Here is a 19,715-nt window from a genome sequence, read left to right as displayed (position 1 = left end):
CCGTTCGTCTGTAGACCATTCGTCTGAAAGGTTCGATTGCGGCAGGAATTATGACTTATTGGAAGCGAATTTCGAAGCCATAAACTACGATGTCGGGTGAAGAATCGGGTTTTTGACGGGCGGGTTCGCCCGTCCGGGCCGGCGGCTGGAGACCCCGCCGGGAATTCTTTGCGGAGTCTTTCGCCCATGAGCACCCAGAACACTTCCGACCTCCTTGCCGCCATCCCTGCCGACCCGCGTCCGGAACTGCGCCGTCACATCTTCGACGCCTGCCGCAGCCCCGAGCCGAGCTGCGTGCCGCCGCTCGTCGAGGCCGCCCGCGTCGATGCGGTCATGCAGCGGCGCATCCATGACCTGGCGCGTCAGCTCGTCGTCGGCCTGCGCTCGAAGCGCGCCCGTTCGAGCGGCGTCGATGCGCTGATGAAGGAATTCTCGCTGTCGAGCCAAGAAGGCGTCGCGTTGATGTGCCTCGCCGAGGCGCTGCTGCGCGTGCCCGACAAGGCCACGGCCGACCGTCTGATCCGGGACAAGCTCTCGCGTGGCGACTGGCGTGCGCACCTGGGCCAGAGTCCGTCGCTGTTCGTGAATGCGGCGACCTGGGGGCTGCTCATCACCGGCCGCCTGGTCGCGACGCGCAGCGAGGAGGGGCTCGCGAGCGCGCTGTCCAAGCTGCTGACGCGCGGCGGCGAACCGCTGATCCGCAAGGGCATGGATCTGGCGATGCGCCTGCTGGGCGAGCAGTTCGTGACCGGGCGCACGATAGAGGAAGCGCTCGAGCGCGGCGCCGAGCGCGAGACGCGCGGCTATCGCTACTCCTTCGACATGCTGGGCGAGGCGGCCATGACCGCGGCCGATGCGCAGCGCTACTACGACGACTACGAGCACGCGATCCATGCGATCGGCAACGGGTCCGCCAAGCGTGGCGTGGTCGACGGCAACGGCATCTCGGTGAAGCTCTCGGCGCTGCATCCGCGCTACAACTGGGCGCAGCGCGAGCGCGTGCTGGGCGAGCTGCTGCCGAAACTGAAGCAGTTGTGCGAACTGGCGCGCGGCTACGACATCGGCCTCAACATCGACGCCGAGGAGGCCGACCGGCTGGACATTTCGCTGGATCTCCTCGAAGCGTTGGTCGAGGACAAGGATCTGGCGGGCTGGGACGGCATCGGCTTCGTCGTGCAGGCCTACCAGAAGCGTGCCCCCTTCGCGATCGACTGGATCGTCGACCTCGCCCGCCGCAACGAGCGCCGGCTGATGGTGCGCCTGGTGAAGGGCGCCTACTGGGATGCCGAGATCAAGCGCGCGCAGATCGACGGGCTGGACGGCTACCCCGTCTATACGCGCAAGGTGTACACGGACGTGTCCTATCTCGCGTGCGCGAAGCGGCTGCTGGCCGCGCGCGACGTGATCTATCCGCAGTTCGCGACGCACAACGCGCACTCGATGGCGTCGATCATGCACATGGCCGAGGGCGACTACCGCAAAGGCGACTACGAGTTCCAGTGCCTGCACGGCATGGGCGAGCCGCTGTACGACCAGATCGTCGGCGACCCGGCCCTGCGCCGCCTGGTGCGCATCTATGCCCCGGTGGGCAGCCACGAGACGCTGCTCGCCTACCTGGTCCGTCGCCTGCTCGAGAATGGCGCCAACACCAGCTTCGTGAACCTGATCGTGGACGAGAACGTGCCGGTCGAGGAACTCGTCCGCGATCCGGTCGCGCTCGCGGAGCCGCTCGCCGGCTCGCCGCATCCGCGCATCCCGTTGCCCAGGGATCTGTATGGACAGGGGCGGCGCAATTCGCAGGGCTTCGACCTGTCGAGCGAGCCGGTGCGTTCCGCGATCGCCGCCGCGCTGGCGCACAGCCGCAGGCAGCGCCATTCGGCCGGGCCGCTGGTGGCCGGTCTCGTCATCGAAGGTTCGCCGCAGCCGGTGCGCAATCCCGCCGACCTCGAGGATGTCGTCGGGGAAGTCATCGAAGCCGATCTGGCCGAAGTCGAGGCCGCGCTGCGCGCTGCCGCGGCCGCCGCGCACGACTGGGCGGCGCGTCTGCCGGTGCAGCGGGCCGAGTGTCTCGAGCGCACCGCGGACCTGCTCGAACGCGACGGGCCGGCGCTGATCGCGCTGGCGGTGCGCGAGGCCGGCAAGTCGTGGTCGAACGCGATCGCCGAACTGCGCGAGGCGGTGGATTTCTGCCGCTACTACGCGCAGCAGGCGCGCGAGCTGGACAACGCACAGCACCTGCCGCTGGGGCCGGTGCTGTGCATCAGCCCGTGGAATTTCCCGCTGGCGATCTTCGCCGGGCAGGTGGCGGCGGCGCTCGTCGCCGGCAATCCGGTGCTCGCGAAGCCGGCCGAGCAGACGCCGCTGATCGCCGCGTGGGCGGTGCGCCTGTTCCGCGAGGCGGGCGTTCCGGAGGCGGTCGTGCAGCTCCTGCCCGGTCGCGGCGAAGTCGTCGGTGCAGCGCTGGTGCGCGATGCGCGCGTGCGCGGCGTGATGTTCACCGGCTCGACCGAGGTCGCGATGATCATCAACCGCACGCTCGCCGAGCGCGGCGGTGACGTGCCGCTGATCGCCGAGACCGGCGGGCAGAACGCGATGATCGTCGATTCCACGGCGCTGCCCGAGCAGGTTGTCGGCGACGTGATCGCGTCGAGCTTCGATTCGGCCGGACAGCGTTGTTCGGCGCTGCGCGTGCTGTGCCTGCAGGAGGACATCGCGGACCGGGTGATCGAGATGACCGAGGGCGCGGTGCGCGAGCTGGCGGTCGGCAACACCGCCGACGTGCGTGCGGACATCGGCCCGGTGATCGACGCCGAGGCGCAGGCCGGGCTGCTCCGCCACATCGAGGAAATGCGCAAGGGCGGCGCGAAGGTGTTCGAGCTGCCGGTGTCCGACGCATGCGCGAAGGGCACCTACGTGCCGCCGACGATGATAGAGATCCGGTCGCTGTCGCAACTCAAGCGCGAGGTCTTCGGCCCGGTGCTGCATGTGCTGCGCTTCCCGGCGCACGAGCTGCTGCGCGTGGTCGACGAGGTGAACGCGACCGGCTACGGCCTGACGCTGGGCGTCCATTCGCGCATCGACGAGACCATCAACGACATCGTCGCGCGTGCCCATGTCGGCAACATCTACGTCAATCGCAACATGATCGGCGCCGTTGTCGGCGTGCAGCCTTTCGGCGGCGAAGGCCGCTCGGGCACCGGGCCGAAGGCGGGCGGGCCGCTGTACCTGCATCGCCTGCTGCGCCGCAGCCCGGGCGCAGAGTTCGCGACGGCAGCCGCGGTGCCGGATCTGTTCGAGCGCTTCGCGGCGTGGGTCGACGAGGCGGGACGCACGCTCGTCGAGGGCGACGACACGATGGCGCTGCGCCTGCGTGCCGAAGCCTACCGCAGCCATCATCTCGCGAACCTGCGGCTTGCACTGCCGGGGCCGACCGGCGAGGACAACAGCCTGAGCTTCCGGCCGCGCGGTACGGTCGCGGCGCTCGCGGGTTCGATGGCGGGCCACTTCCATCAGTTGATGGCGGCGCTCGCGACCGGCAACGGCCTCGTGCTGGGCGACGATGCGCTCGCGCGCAAGTTCCTTGCAGCCTTGCCGGCGGAGATCGCCCGCTGCGTGCGCATCGACGCGAAGTGGTTCGACGGCGAGTTTGGCGCGCTGCTCTTCGACGGTGAGGAAGGCATGGCCGACGAATGGCGTGTGCGCCTCGCGCGCCGCGACGGCCCGATCCTGTCCGTGGTGCGTCCGCAGCCGGAGTACGACCTTGGCCGGCTGGTGGCCGAGCGCACGCTGAGCATCAACACCGCGGCGGCAGGCGGCAATGCGAGCCTGATGGCGATGGGGAACTGAGGGCCGCTGCAGGTAACGTCGCGCAACGCCGTTCGTCCGGGACGCTGGGGCGCGGCGGCGACCGGTACAATCCGGCCATGTCCGTCCGTCGCGTCCGAGCATCAGGTGCGCGCGTGCTCGCCGCGCTGTGCCTTGCCGTGCTGTCGCCGCTCGCCGCCGCGCAGCAGCCTCTGCGCGTGCAGCTCGATGCGCCGGAAAGTGTGCGTCCGCTGCTCGAGCGGCACCTGCGCATCCTCAATCGCAGCGACCAGATCCTGCCGGCCGAGCGTGCCGATCGCATCGCGCTCGCGCGCCGTGCGCGGCGCGAGGCGGCCGAGTTGCTCGCGACCGAAGGCTATTTCTCGCCCGAGCTGCGGCTGGAGCGTGAAGACGAGGGCGACTGGAAACTGACCGTCGTGCCGGGTACGCCGGCGAAGGTTGTCGCGGTCGAGGTGCAGTTCGAAGGTGCGCTGGGTGGTCAAGGCGAGGCGCTCGCGGCGCGGCGCACGCAGCTCCGCAATGCCTGGCCGCTCGCTGCCGGGCAGGTTTTTCGTCAGTCGGCCTGGGATGATGCCAAGCGACGTCTGCTCGATGATGTCGCGTCGCGCGACTACGCCGCGGCACGGATCGCCGATAGCCGCGCCGAGGTCGATCCCGAGGCGGCGACCGTGCGGCTGTTGGTGACCGTCGATTCCGGTCCGCCCTTCTTTCTCGGCCCGATCGAGGTGGCGGGGCTGAAGAATCTCCCGGCCGATCTCGTCGAGCGTTTCAACCGGCTGCAGCCGGGGCGTCCCTTCAATCAGGATGAACTGCTGGCGTTGCAGGGCACGCTGCAGAACGTGCCGCAGTTCGCGTCCGTGGTCGTAGACGTCGAGCGCGACCCGGCGCTCGCCGCGGCGGTGCCGGTGCGCGTGCAGGTGTCCGAGGCGCGCTCGCGCCAGCTCGGCTTCGGTACCGGTTATTCGAGCAATACGGGCTTCCGCGGCGAGGTCAGCTGGCGCGACGTGAACCTCTTCGGCCGCGGCTGGGAGCTTGCCAGCGCCCTGCGCGTGGAGCAGTTGCGCCAGTCGCTGTTTGCCGACGTATTCCTGCCGCCGGCGCCGGGGGGCTATCGCGACAGCGTTGGCGCTGCGGCCGAACGCAGTACCGTCGAGGGGCTTACGCTGACGACGCAGGCGGTGGGGGTGGCGCGCACGAACACCCGCGCGATCGCGGGCGGCACGATAGACACGCGCCTCGCGCTGCGCCTGCAACAGGAGGAGCGCAAGCTGGACGGCGGCGACACGACCCGGCGCAAGGCGCTGACGCTGAACTGGGCGTGGACGCGGCGCGCGGTCGATGACGTGCTCGATCCGCGCCGCGGTGACGTGATGCAACTCGAGATCGGTGGCGGCTCGCGCGCCCTGCTGTCGGACCAGAACTTCGTGCGTCTGTACGGCCGCTATGTGCGTTACGTGCCGGTGGTCGCGCGCGACGTGCTGATCCTGCGTGCGGAGGGCGGCGCGACGCTCGCGAAGAGCCGTGATGGCGTGCCGCAGGATTTCCTCTTCCGCACCGGCGGCACCCAGACTGTGCGTGGCTATGCCTACCAGAGTCTCGGCGTGCAGGATGCCGATGCGATCGTCGGCGGGCGCTACCTTGCGACGGCGAGCGCCGAGTACGTGCATTGGTTCCGGCCGCAATGGGGCGCGGCGGCCTTCTTCGATGCCGGCGATGCGGCGGACGATCGCGGTATCTTCGAGTGGAAGAAGGGCTACGGCGTCGGCGCGCGGTGGAAAAGCCCGGCCGGTCCGCTCGCCCTCGATCTCGCCTGGGGGCAGGCGGAGCGGCGTATGCGCCTGCATTTCGGCATCGCGATCGCGTTCTGAGATGCCCTCGTCACATCCGTTCGTCCTGAGCCGGTCGAAGGGCGAGATCCTGGCAGGGCTTCGTCAGGCGCGGCCCGAACGCAATCCCCGATACTGAAGCGGCTTCACTCGGCGTTGCGTGCCTTCACCCAGGGCACGAAGTCCGACTGCGGCATCGCCCGGGCGTACAGGAATCCCTGTGCGAGGTCGCAGCCCATGCGTCGGAGCTCGTCGGCGGTGGACGGGTCTTCGACCCCTTCGGCCACCACGCGCATGCCGAAACCGTGCGCGAGCGCCTGCACCGTCGCGACGATCGCGTGATCGCGGCTCGAGCGCAGCATGTCGCGGACGAAAAGCTGGTCGATCTTGAGCTCGCTGACGGGGAGGTCGCGCATGTAGGCGAACGACGAAAACCCGGTGCCGAAGTCGTCGAGCGAGACGCCGCAGCCGAGCGCGCGCAGGGCCTGGATCACGCGTCCGGCGCGATCGCGATCCGAGATGAGCGCGCCTTCGGTGACTTCCAGTACCAGGCGGGCAGGGGGCACGCGCCAGGTTGCGAGCATCTGTGCGACCAGATGCGGCAGTTCCTCGTCGTGCAGGTCCGCGGCGACGAGATTGAGTGATACCGGTATTTCTATGCCTTGCGCATCGAGTTCGGACAGCGTGCGTACCGCCTGACCGAGAATCCATCGGGACAGCTCGGGCATCAGCCCCAGGCGGGTGGCGATGTCGATGATCTGCGGTGGGGAAACCCATTCGCCATCGGTGCGCTGCCAGCGCAGCAAGGCCTCGGCTCCGGCGCAGCGGCCGCTGTCGAGCCTGATCTGTGGCTGCAGCCATAGCTGGAACGGCGGATGGGCGATCGTGCGCGCGATGTCGTGCTCGAGGTCGATCTCGTGCTCCATGCGCGCGATCATGTCGGTGTGGAAGCACACCACCGGTATCCCCGCGCGCATTGCGCGAAGCAGGGCAGCGCGTGCCGCGTGCTCCAGGTCGTGTGCCGTGTCGCCGTCCTCGGGGGCACATGCCGTGCCGGCGTGAATCGAGCCGCGCAATTGCGGCGTGCTGTGCTCGGGGAGCTGTTCGCAGATCTCGACCAGCCGGCGTGCGGCGAGCTGTACCTGGCCGATGCTGCGCAGTTCCGGCATGATCAGCGCCCATTCCTGGTCCGCGATCGAGCACAGCATGTCGCCGGGGCGCAGCGCGCTGCCCATGGCGTCGCTGAGCTGCCGGCGCAGCTGGTCGCGCTGCGCGCTGAGCTGTTGCGGGCCGCCGGCTCCCCACGCAAGATGCAGGAGCACGAGCCCGACCAGCTTCTGTTCCGGACGGTTCATCTCACGCTCGAGCGCGTGCACGAACTGCGCACGCGTGGGCAGCCCGGTCAGCGGATCGACGCCTTCGCCCGCCGCAAGGCGCAGGTCCAGGCGCTCGAGCGATGCGCTTGCGAGCATCGCCTGCACCGCCTGCGCGAGCTTGGCTGTCGCCAGCAGGATGTCGCATTCCGCACTGCCGGGCGAGCGGTCGTCCGCATGCAGCACGGCATGCACGGCTTCGACCAGACGGGCGGAGGCGGCCGACGGCAGCGTCGGAGGGCTGCCGAACTGCTTACAGTCCAGCCACGTCGCGGCGAGCGAGTCGAGCCATTCGCTCGTGCCCCACAGCGGCCGGTCGAGCAGTCGTGCATACAGTACGGTATCGCTCGGTGTGGGCGGCCGCGCGTTGTTGCGTTCGAGGCATGCGGCAAACGCGGCGTCGAGCGTGTCGTCAGGGACGGCCAGCGCGAATGCCCGCAACGCCGCCGCATCGGCTGCGGAATAACCGATCACGGCGAGTACTTCGTCGGCGCGGCGCGGGAGGGGGGGCAGGGTCGCGTTCAGGATAGGTAGAACTCCGACGGGTCGATGCCATGGGCGCCGGCGGGTAGCGCACGCAGGACCCGGTAGGGGGCACCGGCCGGTGTCAGGGGCGAGTAGAGCAGATCCAGCGTCGGCGGATGGGGGTTCGGAGTCTTGTCGGCACACAGGAGCACCAGCACCCGCGGCTGCATGCGCCGGACGCGGTTCTGTGCGATGACGACAGCGATTTCACCGGAATTGAGTTCGACCAGCGTTCCTGCGGGATACAGGCCGATGCACTGGATGAACCCGTCGACGACATTGGCGGAGAACTTGCTGTCGCGCTGACGGATCAGCGCTTCGAGCGCGCGCTGGGTGCTCAGCGGCTCGTCGTAGGCACGCTTGCTCGTCATCGCGCAGAAGGAGTCGACGAGGCCGGCCATCTCGGCGCGCAGGCCGATGGCCCCGTTGCGCAGTCCGGCGGGATACCCCGAGCCGTCGATGCGTTCGTGGTGGCGGCTGACGATCTCGAGCAGGCCCGGCATGGGATGCGGATCCTGCAGGATGATCTGCGTCGAGTGCTCGACGTGCGACCTGGCGATCTCCATTTCGAGCCGGCTCAAGCGGCCGGCCTTCTGCAGCACGCGCTCGGGCAGACGTATCTTGCCGACGTCCTGCATCATGCCGGCGACGCCCAGCACCGTCGCGCCGTCCTCGGAAAAACCCATGCAGTGCGCAAACACCATCAGGTGCACGGTGACGTCGAGCGCGTGGTGGTAGCTGTAGCGGTCGTAGTGCTTGAGCCGGATCAGCCACAGCAGCGCATCGGGGTTGCGCTTGACGCTCTGCAGCATGTCGTCGACGCACTCAGTGACCTGGGCGATGTCCGGCTTGCGGTTCTCGCGCACGTCTGCGATGACTTGCTCGAACACCGCTTCGGCCGCCGCGATGACGGGCGACGCGCGGACCAGTTCGCGCTCGACGGAGTGCGTTTCGGGCCGATTCGCGATCGCCTCGCCCGCGAGCCGGCGCGCGGCGGCCGCGTCGAGGCCGCCCTTGCGCACGAGCGCGAGTGCTTCCAGGAAGCTCAGCGGGTTACCGCCGCCGCCCGGCCCGGCCTCCATCACCGCGTGGCGCGGTGCCGCGTTGCCCGTGTGCAGCGTGCGGGCCTGTTCCTGCGCGCCGTAGTGGTCGCCAACGGAGCGGCTGCGGTCGATGTAGATGAAGCGGCAGCATTCGCGCAGCTGTTCGAGCGTCTTGTCGTCGTCGATCAGGAAGCCCTGCAGCAGGAAGGGGGTGCCGACCCACGGGCGATCGAGTTCGACGACGAACATGCCCACGCGCGCGTCGGTCGCAGCAATCAGCTCCCTCCGTCCGCCCGATCTGTCGTCAGTGCCCGGTCCGCCCGGTCTCGTAACGTCGCCCTTGCCCATGTCCTCTCATGATGAGAATGCCCGACGAGTAGGATTGTGCACCCAATCGGTGACAAAATCTTCAGGCGGGATCGGCGGGCCGAAAAGATAGCCCTGCAGGACGTCCGACTCCTGGTGGGCGAGGAAGCGCGACTGGACCTCCGTTTCCACCCCCTCGGCGACCACGCGCAGGCCCAGTGCGCGGGCCATGCGGATCGCCGCGACGACCAGCGCACAGTCCTCTGCGTCCTCGGAGAGGTCGCGGATGAAGCTGCGGTCGATCTTGATCGTGTGGAAGGGGAAGGCGCGCAGGTAGCTCAGCGACGAGTAGCCGGTGCCGAAGTCGTCGAGCGCGACCGTGACGCCGATCGCCGCCAGCGCGAGCATCGCCTCGCGCACTTCCGCCGGGTTGCGGATCAGCAGCCCTTCGGTGACTTCGATCTCGAGCTGGTGGTGAGGAATCGCGTGGCGCTCGACGCAGGCCCGGATCGTGTCGACGAGGCCGGGCGCGGCGAACTGGCGCGGCGAGACGTTCACAGCGATCACGAATTCGCCGCCGCAGGCCTCGCGCCAGCGCGCCGCGTGGGTACAGGCCTGTTCCAGCACCCAGTCGCCGATGCTCACGATCAGCCCGCTCTGTTCGGCGATGGGGATGAAACGGTCCGGCGGCACACGCCCGAGCACCGGGTGCGTCCAGCGCAGCAACGCCTCGGCTCCGACCAAGCGGCCGTCGCGCGCCGCCACCAGCGGCTGGAAATGCACCTGCAGTTCCCCGCGCTCCAGCGCACCGCGCAGCTCGCGCTCCATCTCCATGCGCGCGACCGAGTCGTCGTGGATCTTCTGGTTGAAGAAGCGGAAGGTGTTGCGGCCCGCATCCTTCGCTTCGTACATCGCGAGGTCGGCATTGCGCAGCAGCACCGACGGATCGTTGCCGTCGTCGGGGAAGATCGATACGCCGATGCTGGGCGAGGCGGCGAACTCGCGCCCGTCGATCTGGAAGGGCGGCGTGAAGGCCTGGATGATCTTGGCTGCGGCCGCGTCGGCATCGTTCGCCTGCGCGACACCGAGGATGATGAGGAATTCGTCGCCGCCCAGACGTGCGACCGTATCCTCGGCGCGGATCACCGAGCGCAGCCGCACGGCAGCCTGGCACAGCAGCTCGTCGCCGGCGACGTGGCCGATCGTGTCGTTGATCTGCTTGAAGTTGTCGAGGTCGATGAACATCACGGCGCACATCGTGCCCTCGCGCGCCGCGCGCCCGGTTGCCTGCTGCAGGCGGTCGAGCGCCAGCGTGCGGTTGGGCAGTGCCGTGAGGCTGTCGTAATAGGCCTGGTAGGCGACCTTCTCTTCCTGCGTTCGCCGTTCGGTGATGTCCTCGCGCATCAGCAGGAGGTGCTCCGGCCGGCCCTGCTCGGTGCGCATCGCGACCAGGCGCAGGTGCTCCCAGTATTCGCTGCCGTCGGGGCGGCGGCTGCGGCGTTCGCCGTCCCAGTCCGCGGCGGTCAGCAAGGCGGCGCGGAATTCCGTGTCGACGTCCCGGCTGCGTTCCGGGTCGGCCGCTTCCGGCAGCGAGCTCGCCAGCTGAGTGTCGGCCGGACGGCCGGTCACGCGCACATAGGCGGCATTGGCGTACTCCACGCGCCGGTCGGCGCCTGCGATCAGCACCCCGATGGGGTTCTGCTCGACGGCCTGCGACAGCATCCACAGCCGCGAATTGGCCGTCGCCAGCGCCTGCGTGCGCTGCGTGACGCGATCCTCCAGTTCCTCCTGGGCGGCGCGCAGGCTTTGTTCGCGCGATACGACGATCTCCTGCATCGCGTTGAACGCCTGGCCCAGGTCGCTGATCTCGTCATCGCCGGAGATCGCGATCGGCTTGCGGTCCTCGCCCGCGGCCAGCCTGGTCGCGGCATCGCGCACCGTGCGCAGCCGGCGCGAGAGCGAGCGCGCGAAAACGACCAGTCCCACGGCGAGGAACAGGAATCCGCCGAACGACAGCGTGAGGAAGAAGCGTTGTTGCCGCTGCTGCTCTTCGCGCGCCTGTCGATAGGCTTCGGTTGCGGCCTGCTCGGTTGCGCCGACCAGTTCGCGCAGGATCGACGATATCGCCGCATGCGCCGTGCGCGTGCGCGTGCTGGTGATCGCCTCCGCCGCAGCGAGGTCCATCTTCCCCGCGAGGTGGATGACTTCCTGCAGGTCGCCGCGGTAGTTGGCCCAGTGTCTTTCCAGCCGCGCCGCGTCATCCGGGCGCGAGGTCGCGAGGACGGCCAGGAAAGGCGCGAGCTCCGCCGTCATCGCCTCGATTTCGACCTGCATGCGTTCGGCGTATTGCGGCAGTGCGAACACGTCTCGCACCGTGGGCAGTTCGAGCTCCAGCGTGCGCAGTTCGTTGCTGCGCGTCTGCAGGCGATGGGTCGCAGCGAGTGGTTGTACCTGGCGGATGACGGTATTTTCGAGCCGCTGCTTCGCATCGTCGAGAACGCGGTTGCCGATCAGCAGGATTGCCGCCACGAGCAGGCCCCCGAGCGCGAACATCGTGGACAGCCGCACCAGCAGCGATTGGCGGAAGGGGCTCCGCCGCGTTGGCACGGCGACAGCCGGGGAGGGTGCATGCGGCAGATTCATTGGCGATTACCGAACTCGCGACGGAACTCCGCCCACTGGCGGATCTGCTCGGCTCGGCCAAGCTTCTCCGTGATCTGTTCCCACTCGGCGCTGGTACGGCTCATCGCCTCCTGCGCGCCGATCTCGCCGCGGGCGGCGGCGGTCAGGTTGCGGTCGAGCGCGGCGAGATACTGTGCATCGCCGCGCAGTCCGGTGCCGGCCGGCTGCGTCACGGCCCATTCAGCGCCGAAGACGGCGAGCACTTCCGGTGTGTAGATCTTGCGGATGCGCGCGTCGCGCAGGTGGTTCCAGCGATACGGGTCGGTAAATCCGCCCGCCACGCCGATCGAGCGCGTCGATACGTCGGGGTCGGTCAGCCACATGGCGTACAGGAAGGCGAGGCGCGCATTGCGGGCCGACTTCGGAATCACGAGATTGTTGCCGTAGATCAGCGTGTTGTGCCGCACGATGCGGTTGTCCACGCGGCTGCCGGGCAGGGGGGCGGCGACGAATTTGCCGCGTACCGCCGAGCCTTCGGCGTTGAACATGCGGGCGGCGGCGATGGTGTTCATCGTCGCGAAAGTCTTGCCCTGGGCAAACAGCGGCAGCGTGAAATTGTAGTTCCGCCCGGGGTCGGTGATGCCCGGCGGCGAATATTTCACCAGCGCGAGGTAGCTTTCGGTTGCGGCGATGGCGCCGGGCGTGGTGAGGCGCGGCCGCATCTGCTCGTCGAACAGCTCTGCGTGCGGCGCGGCCGAAGACAGGAAGCGTGGCGTCCAGTACATCCAGGCGCCTTCCTCGTCGCGTTCCTCGCCCGCACCGTAAAGGCCCTGCGCTGGACGGTGGAAGAAGCGCACCAGCTCCTCGTACTCCGTCCAGGTCTTCGGTGGCGCGAGCGCATGCCCGGTAGTCTTGCGAAAGGCTGCCTGCTCCTGCGGGTCTTCCATCAGGTCGCGACGCAGGTACAGCAGCACCACGTCGCCGTCGGCCGGAATGGCGACGGTACGCTCGCCCACCTTCGATTGCAGTTCCGGACGGATGTACCCTTCGGTCGTGTTGTCGTCGAAGCGGTAGCCGTATTCGGCCATGAACGGCCCGATCTCGGTGATCAGCCCGTCGGCCAGCAGATCGGGATACTCGTGGTTGCGCGCCACCGCGATGTCGATGTCGGGCGTGCTGCGCAGCGTCTCCCGGATCGGCTGCTGCGGCACGATGTGCACGTCGAGCACGATGCCGGTCAGGCTCTCCCATTCCTTCTGCAACGCCAGTTCGCTGCCGAGGAAGGCATTGACGTTGCCCTGCTTGAACCCCAGGGTGAGCCGCGAGCCCGCCGGCACCTGACCCGATGCGATCAGCTTGCGCACCGCGGCCACCGCCTTGTAGGCCTGCTCGCCGGCCGATGCGGCAGGAGCGGCGAGCGCCCCGATTGCGCCCAGGACGGTAGCGAGCAGCAGAACAAGGAATCTTCGTGAAGGCATCGCAGCTGGCATCCGTTCGTGAAGCTATAACCTAAGACGTAGTCGCGCTATTGTCACACAAAGTTACCATTTCCATGTCGTAGGGATGGTCTTCGACCCGCTCGGCGGTGCCCTGCGGTGCGGGCAATCATCAGTGCCCGTATCTGGCCCCGCGAGCCCCGGCCGATGCCCGGCCGCTTCGATGGGCGACGCGCGGACCCGATCGGATACACTCCCGAACTTGCCGTCTGCGTGTGCCGTGTCGCTTCGGCGCCGCTGCCAGCGACGTTCAACCCGACCGCTCAACTCGACCGCTTAACCCGACTGATCACCGCGGAGCCGCTTGCCCATGTTCGAACACGTCGACGCCTATCCCGGCGACCCCATCCTCACCCTCGTCGAAACCTTCATGCAGGATCCGCGCGCGCAGAAGGTCAATCTCGGCATCGGCCTGTACTACGACGAGGAGGGCCGCATCCCGCTGCTCGGTTCCGTGCGCAAGGCCGAGGTCGCGCTCGCCGCGACGCCGCTGCCGCGCTCCTACCTGCCGATGGAAGGCGCCGCGGACTACCGCGCGGCCGTGCAACGCCTGCTGTTCGGCCCGGAACACCCCGCGCTGAAGGCGGGGCGCATCGCCACGATCCAGACCATCGGTGGCTCGGGCGCGCTGAAGGTCGGCGCCGACCTGCTCAAGCGTTATTTCCCCGCGAGCGAGGTGTGGGTCAGCGATCCGACCTGGGACAACCACCGCTCGATCTTCGAGGGCGCCGGCATCGCCGTGAATGACTACCCCTATTACGACGCGGCGACCGGCGGCGTGCGCTTCGCCGACATGCTCGCGAAGCTGAAGACCCTGCCGGCGCGCAGCATCGTCCTGCTGCACCCCTGCTGCCACAACCCGACCGGCGTAGACCTGTCGCAGGAGCAGTGGCGCCAGGTGATCGCCGTCGCGAAGGAGCGCAGCCTCATTCCCTTCCTCGACATCGCCTACCAGGGCTTCGGCGACAGCCTCGACGACGACGCCTTCGCGATCCGCGCGCTCGCCGATGCCGGCGTGAGCTTCCTCGTCAGCAACTCCTTCTCGAAGAACCTGTCGTTCTACGGCGAGCGCTGCGGTGGTCTGTCCATCGTGTGCAAGGACGCCGAGGAAGCTTCGCGCGTGCTCGGCCAGATGAAATTCACCGTGCGCCGCAACTACTCCAGCCCCCCCTTCCACGGCGGGCGCGTCACCGCGATGGTGATGGACGACCCCGCGTTGTACGGGGAATGGACGGGCGAAGTCGACGCGATGCGCGACCGCATCCGCGCGATGCGCCAGAAGCTCTTCGACGTCATCAGCGCGCGCGTGCCGGGGCGCGACTTCAGCTACTTCATCACGCAGCGCGGCATGTTCAGCTACACCGGCCTGAGCCCCGCGCAGGTCGACCGCCTGCGCGAGGAATTCGCCGTGTACCTGGTGCGCTCAGGCCGCATGTGCGTCGCCGGCCTCAACACGCGCAACGTCGCTTACGTCGCCGAAGCGATGGCTGCGGTCCTCAAGGACTGAGATCGCGCGGGCTGAAGGGCGGGAGATTCAGAGCACGCCGTCGGCGTGCAGACGGGCGATCTCCTCGTCCTTCAGGCCCAGCCTTCCGCTCAGGATCTCGGCGGTATGTTCGCCGAGCGCGGGGGGCGGAAGGCGGTAATCCGGCGGCGTCGCCGACAGCTTCATGGGGTTCGCCACGAGCGGCACCGTGCCGGCGGCCGGGTGCGGCATCGTCACCTTCAGGCCGCGCGCCTGCACCTGCGGGTCGGCGAAGACGTCCGCCAGCGTATTGATCGGGCCGCAGGGGACCGCGAGGGACTCCAGCGCCGCGATCCAGGCGGCCGTGCTGCGCATCACCGTGAGCCGCTTCAGCTGCGGAATCAGCGTGGTGCGGTGCCTGACCCGTTCCGCGTTGGTCGCAAAGCGCGGGTCGGCGGCCAGCTCCGGGCGGCCCGCTTCGGTGCAGAAGCGCGCGAACTGCCCGTCGTTGCCGATGGCAAGGATCATGTAGCCGTCGGCGGTGGGAAAGTCCTGATACGGCACGATGTTCGGATGCGCATTGCCGAGCCTTCCGGGCGAGCGGCCGGTCGCGAGGTAGTTCGCCGCCTGGTTTGCGAGGCAGGCGACCTGTACGTCCAGCAAGGCGAGGTCGATGTATTGGCCTTCGCCGCTGCGCTCGCGCCAGGCCAGCGCGGCGAGGATCGCGTTCGAGGCGTACAGTCCGGTGAGGATGTCGGTCAGCGCCACGCCGGCCTTCATCGGGCCGCCGCCTTCCTCCCCGTCGGGGCGGCCGGTAACGCTCATCAAGCCGCCCAGACCCTGGATCAGGAAGTCGTAACCGGCGCGTGGCGCGTAGGGGCCATCCTGGCCGAAGCCGGTCACCGAGCAATATACGAGGCGCGGATTGACCGCCTTGAGCGCTGCGTAATCGAGCCCGTACTGTTCGAGTCCGCCGACCTTGAAGTTCTCGATCACGACGTCGGACCGGGCAGCGAGCCGTCTCACGAGATCCTGGCCCTCGGGGCGCGTGATGTCGATCGTCACCGAACGCTTGTTGCGGTTGGCGCACAGGTAGTAGGCCGCGACGTCGGTGTCGGCGCCGTGCTCGTCCTTCAGCCACGGCGGCCCCCACCCGCGGGTGTCGTCGCCTGCGCCGGGGCGCTCGACCTTGATCACGTCGGCGCCCAGGTCGGCGAGCATCTGGCTGCACCACGGGCCTGCGAGTATTCGCGAAAGGTCCAGTACGCGGATGTGCGAAAGAGCGCTTGCCATGGGTGGTCCCGATTTTCGGAAAGCTCCCGGGGCACACAGTGGCCGGGAGGTGTGTTGTGAAAATAGTGAACTGCAGCCGTACGGGCGAGATCTCGTCCCTTTATGTTCCGATACGCTGGAAGTTACCCGTCATCCCTCTGCTGAAGGGCGAGTCGGGGATTCTTTTCCGGTTCATCCTATGCAACAAGGCAAACCGGGGCAAACGACATCTTCGAAGGGACTTGTGCGCCTTCGTCACTTGTTGGAACGGTGCCGGCCGGATGTTGCCGTTCTCGCCGCCGGCGCGGAGTTTGCTGCGCCCCGCGCAGGCGGGCGGCGTCAGGTATCGGCAAGGGCTGCCCGAGCCCTTTTGCGGTCCGGCTGCCGGTTCAGAGTCGGCCGGTCAACATTTCTCACCGTCCTGCACTTGAAATCCCAAAAGTGCGTCCCTATTATTAGCACTCGTTGGCAGTGAGTGCTAACGGCCCGGGTAGACCCCCAGGCCCAAGCGAATTTTCCAGACGGGCCATGTCCCGTGCTCGATGTGATAACAAGGAGTGAGTCAATGAAAATCCGTCCCTTGCATGATCGCGTGATCGTCAAGCGCCTCGAAGCCGAACGCAAGACCGCCAGCGGCATCGTCATCCCCGACTCCGCCGGCGAGAAGCCCGATCAGGGCGAAGTCCTGGCTGTCGGCAACGGCAAGATCCTCGACGACGGCAAGGTCCGCCCGATGGCCGTCAAGGTTGGCGACAAGGTCCTGTTCGGCAAGTACGCCGGCCAGACCGTCAAGGTCGAAGGCGACGAGCTGCTCGTCATGCGCGAAGAAGACATCATGGGCGTGGTCGAGGCCTGAGCCTCCCGCTAGCCCCGTCAAACGAATCGAAGGAGCAATGAAGAATGGCAGCTAAAGAAGTCAAGTTCGGTGATTCCGCCCGTGCCCGCATGGTCGAAGGCGTCAACATCCTGGCCGACGCGGTCAAGGTGACCCTCGGCCCGAAGGGCCGCAACGTCGTGCTCGAGCGCTCGTTCGGCGCCCCGACGGTGACCAAGGACGGCGTCTCGGTCGCCAAGGAAATCGAACTGAAGGACAAGTTCGCCAACATGGGCGCGCAGATGGTCAAGGAAGTCGCTTCCAAGACCTCCGACATCGCCGGTGACGGCACCACCACCGCAACCGTGCTGGCCCAGTCGATCGTCCGCGAAGGCATGAAGTACGTCGCCGCCGGCATGAACCCGATGGACCTGAAGCGCGGCATCGACAAGGCCGTCATCGCCACCATCGAAGAGCTGAAGAAGATCTCCAAGCCCTGCACGACCAACAAGGAAATCGCCCAGGTCGGCTCGATCTCCGCCAACTCCGACATCGACATCGGCGACATCATCGCCCGTGCGATGGACAAGGTCGGCAAGGAAGGCGTCATCACCGTCGAAGATGGCAAGTCGCTGCAGAACGAGCTGGACGTCGTCGAAGGCATGCAGTTCGACCGCGGCTACCTGTCGCCGTACTTCATCAACAACCCGGACAAGCAGGTCGCGATCCTCGAGAACCCGTTCGTCCTGCTGTTCGACAAGAAGATCTCCAACATCCGGGACCTCCTGCCGGTGCTCGAGCAGGTTGCCAAGGCCGGCCGTCCGCTGCTGATCATCGCCGAAGACGTCGAAGGCGAAGCGCTGGCGACCCTGGTCGTCAACAACATCCGCGGCATCCTCAAGACCTGCGCCGTCAAGGCCCCGGGCTTCGGCGACCGTCGCAAGGCCATGCTGGAAGACATCGCCGTCCTGACCGGCGGCCAGGTCATCGCCGAGGAAGTCGGCCTGACCCTCGACAAGGCTGCCCTGACCGACCTCGGCCAGGCCAAGCGCATCGAGATCGGCAAGGAAAACACCATCCTCATCGACGGCGCCGGCCAGGCCGACCGCATCGAAGCGCGCGTCAAGCAGATCCGCGTGCAGATTGAGGAAGCCACCTCCGACTACGACCGCGAGAAGCTGCAGGAGCGCGTCGCCAAGCTCGCCGGCGGTGTTGCGGTGATCAAGGTCGGTGCTGCCACCGAAGTCGAAATGAAGGAAAAGAAGGCCCGCGTCGAAGACGCGCTGCACGCCACCCGCGCTGCCGTTGAAGAAGGCATCGTCCCCGGCGGCGGCGTCGCGCTGCTGCGTGCCCGTTCCAACCTGACCAACCTCAAGGGCGACAACCACGACCAGGACGCCGGCATCAAGATCGTCCTGCGTGCGATGGAGCAGCCGCTGCGCGAGATCGTTGCCAACGCCGGCGACGAGCCGTCGGTGGTGGTCAATCGTGTCGTCGAAGGTTCCGGCAACTACGGCTACAACGCCGCGACCGGCGAGTACGGCGACATGGTCGAGATGGGCGTGCTGGACCCGACCAAGGTCGAGCGCACCGCGCTGCAGAATGCCGCTTCGGTTGCCGGCCTGATGCTCACCACCGACTGCATGGTCGGCGAGCTGCAGGAAGACAAGCCCGCAATGGGTGGCGGCATGGGCGGCATGGGTGGCATGGGCGGCATGGGCGGCATGGACATGGGCATGTAATGCCGGTCTGAGCGCCAGCTCACCCTCCGGGCCTGCGGGCCCGGCCGGAAACGGCCTCGCTTCGGCGGGGCCGTTTCGTTTGTGCGCCCAGCATGGGGGCACTCCTGCGGGTGCAAGTCCCGCCGTAAGTTGATCACAGCGAACGAAGCGAAGCGCAGCTGCGTGAGGGTGACCCTGCCGTTGCGCTCAGACGAGCACTTCGATTGCCGGTGGATGTCCGAGAAAGGCCTGCGGGCTCGCGCTCGCGCCGTAGGCGCCGGACTGGAAGATCACGACCAGATCGCCGACCTGCGTTTCGGGTAGCGGCATCCGTTCGGCGAGAAGGTCGAGCGGGGTGCACAGAGGTCCGACCGCCGTTGCCACCTCGGTGGGAGGTGCATCGGCACGGTTGCCTATCGTCGCGGGGTAGTTCTTGCGGATGACCTGGCCGAAGTTGCCCGAGGCCGACAGATGGTGATGCAGGCCGCCGTCGCAAACGAGGAAGACCTGACCGCGCGAGATCTTGCGCTCGACGACGCGGCAGACGTAGAGGCCGGCCTCGCCAACCAGGTAGCGTCCGAGCTCGATGACGAGCGTCGCCGCCGGCATGCGCGCTTCCGCGCGGTGTGCGAGGTCCGCGAGATTCGCTCCGATCGGCGCCAGGTCGAGGCGCGTTTCGCCCGGAAAGTAGGGAATGCCGAAGCCGCCGCCGAGGTTCAGTACGCGCACGGGGGCGGGGGCCGCGTCGGCGAGGCGCAGCGCGAGTTCGAAGCTCTTCCGCTGTGCCTCGACGATCGCTTCTGCACGCAAATTCTGCGAGCCGGCGAACAGGTGGAAGCCTTCGAACGCGAGTCCGAGTCGCCCGACTTCGGCGAGGAGCTCCGGCACGGCCTCCGCGTCGATGCCGAAGGGCTTGGGGCCGCCCCCCATCTTCATGCCCGAACTCTTCAGTTCGAAGTCGGGATTCACGCGCAGGGCGACGCGCGCGGGCCAGCCGAGGCGGGCGGAAATGTCTGCCAGACGCCGCAGTTCGCCCGCCGACTCGACGTTGAGCAACACGCCCGCGGCGACCGCCTGTTCGAGCTCGCAATCCCGCTTGCCGGGACCGGCGAAACTGATGTCGCCGGACGGACAGCCGGCGTCGAGTGCGACGCGCAGTTCGCCGGCCGACGCAACGTCGAGCCCGTCCACGAGTTCCGCCATATGGCCCACCAGCGCGGGCATCGGATTTGCCTTGACCGCATAGTGGAGATCTATCGCCTCGGGCAGCGCCGCGCGCAGTTCGCCGACTCGAGCGCCCAGCAGATGCCGGTCGTAGGCGTAGAAGGGCGTCTGTCCGACGCGTGCGGCGAGGCGGGTGAGCGGAACCCCGCCGACGACGAGCTCACCGTCGCGCACAGGGAACTGCGTCATCGGCGCGTGGATCG

Annotated in this window: 11 protein-coding genes; 5 read left to right on the top strand and 6 right to left on the bottom strand. The window is 67.9% G+C overall.

Going from position 1 to position 19,715, the window contains the following annotated elements; translation table 11 throughout:
* The first annotated feature begins 186 nt into the window (after window positions 1-186).
* Both putA and F464_RS0106565 read left to right on the top strand, forming a co-directional pair.
* The gene (putA, locus tag F464_RS0106570; RefSeq protein ID WP_018988994.1) at window positions 187-3,846 is read left to right on the top strand and encodes a trifunctional transcriptional regulator/proline dehydrogenase/L-glutamate gamma-semialdehyde dehydrogenase; all 3,660 of its coding nucleotides are present in this window, start codon (window positions 187-189) and stop codon (window positions 3,844-3,846) included.
* A gap of 77 nt (window positions 3,847-3,923) precedes the next feature.
* Entirely contained in the window at window positions 3,924-5,693 is a 1,770-nt protein-coding gene (locus F464_RS0106565) for an autotransporter assembly complex protein TamA (RefSeq protein WP_026295806.1), read from the top strand.
* Window positions 5,694-5,797: 104 nt separating this feature from the next.
* Here F464_RS0106565 and F464_RS0106560 read toward each other — a convergent pair whose 3' ends face one another.
* The 4 genes from F464_RS0106560 to F464_RS27945 are packed head-to-tail and all read right to left on the bottom strand — an operon-like array spanning window position 5,798 to window position 12,998.
* Window positions 5,798-7,498 (bottom strand): putative bifunctional diguanylate cyclase/phosphodiesterase, encoded by a 1,701-nt coding sequence (locus F464_RS0106560; protein ID WP_018988992.1) that lies wholly within the window; start codon window positions 7,496-7,498, stop codon window positions 5,798-5,800.
* 47 nt (window positions 7,499-7,545) lie between these two features.
* Window positions 7,546-8,940, bottom strand: a complete 1,395-nt coding sequence (locus F464_RS0106555; RefSeq protein ID WP_051092257.1) for an HD-GYP domain-containing protein — start codon at window positions 8,938-8,940, stop codon at window positions 7,546-7,548.
* Between the two features lie 6 nt (window positions 8,941-8,946).
* Window positions 8,947-11,541 (bottom strand): EAL domain-containing protein, encoded by a 2,595-nt coding sequence (locus tag F464_RS29840; RefSeq protein ID WP_018988990.1) that lies wholly within the window; start codon window positions 11,539-11,541, stop codon window positions 8,947-8,949.
* Complete coding sequence (locus F464_RS27945) at window positions 11,538-12,998, bottom strand: ABC transporter substrate-binding protein (protein WP_018988989.1); 1,461 nt, start codon at window positions 12,996-12,998, stop codon at window positions 11,538-11,540. Before F464_RS27945 ends, F464_RS29840 begins: the two co-directional genes overlap by 4 nt.
* A 328-nt stretch (window positions 12,999-13,326) precedes the next feature.
* Here F464_RS27945 and F464_RS0106540 point away from each other — a divergent pair, with 328 nt between their 5' ends.
* Window positions 13,327-14,523: an amino acid aminotransferase gene (locus F464_RS0106540; RefSeq protein WP_018988988.1), complete on the top strand. Its 1,197-nt coding sequence runs from the start codon at window positions 13,327-13,329 to the stop codon at window positions 14,521-14,523.
* A 27-nt stretch (window positions 14,524-14,550) separates the two neighbouring features.
* Here F464_RS0106540 and F464_RS0106535 read toward each other — a convergent pair whose 3' ends face one another.
* Window positions 14,551-15,774: a CaiB/BaiF CoA transferase family protein gene (locus tag F464_RS0106535; protein WP_026295804.1), complete on the bottom strand. Its 1,224-nt coding sequence runs from the start codon at window positions 15,772-15,774 to the stop codon at window positions 14,551-14,553.
* 544 nt (window positions 15,775-16,318) lie between these two features.
* Between F464_RS0106535 and groES the strand changes: the two genes are divergently transcribed.
* Window positions 16,319-16,609, top strand: a complete 291-nt coding sequence (gene groES / locus F464_RS0106530) for a co-chaperone GroES (protein WP_004311482.1) — start codon at window positions 16,319-16,321, stop codon at window positions 16,607-16,609.
* A 44-nt stretch (window positions 16,610-16,653) separates the two neighbouring features.
* Window positions 16,654-18,309: a chaperonin GroEL gene (groL, locus tag F464_RS0106525; protein WP_018988986.1), complete on the top strand. Its 1,656-nt coding sequence runs from the start codon at window positions 16,654-16,656 to the stop codon at window positions 18,307-18,309.
* Window positions 18,310-18,495: 186 nt separating this feature from the next.
* Here the strand turns inward: groL and F464_RS0106520 are convergent, their stop codons facing one another.
* Complete coding sequence (locus tag F464_RS0106520; RefSeq protein WP_018988985.1) at window positions 18,496-19,701, bottom strand: pyridoxal-dependent decarboxylase, exosortase A system-associated; 1,206 nt, start codon at window positions 19,699-19,701, stop codon at window positions 18,496-18,498.
* Window positions 19,702-19,715 lie beyond the last annotated feature (14 nt).

It is taken from the genome of Aromatoleum toluclasticum ATCC 700605 (assembly GCF_000378245.1).
GTDB lineage: Bacteria > Pseudomonadota > Gammaproteobacteria > Burkholderiales > Rhodocyclaceae > Aromatoleum > Aromatoleum toluclasticum.
The sequence above is the reverse complement of the archived record's forward strand: the minus strand, read 5'-3'. Positions and strand labels throughout refer to the sequence as shown.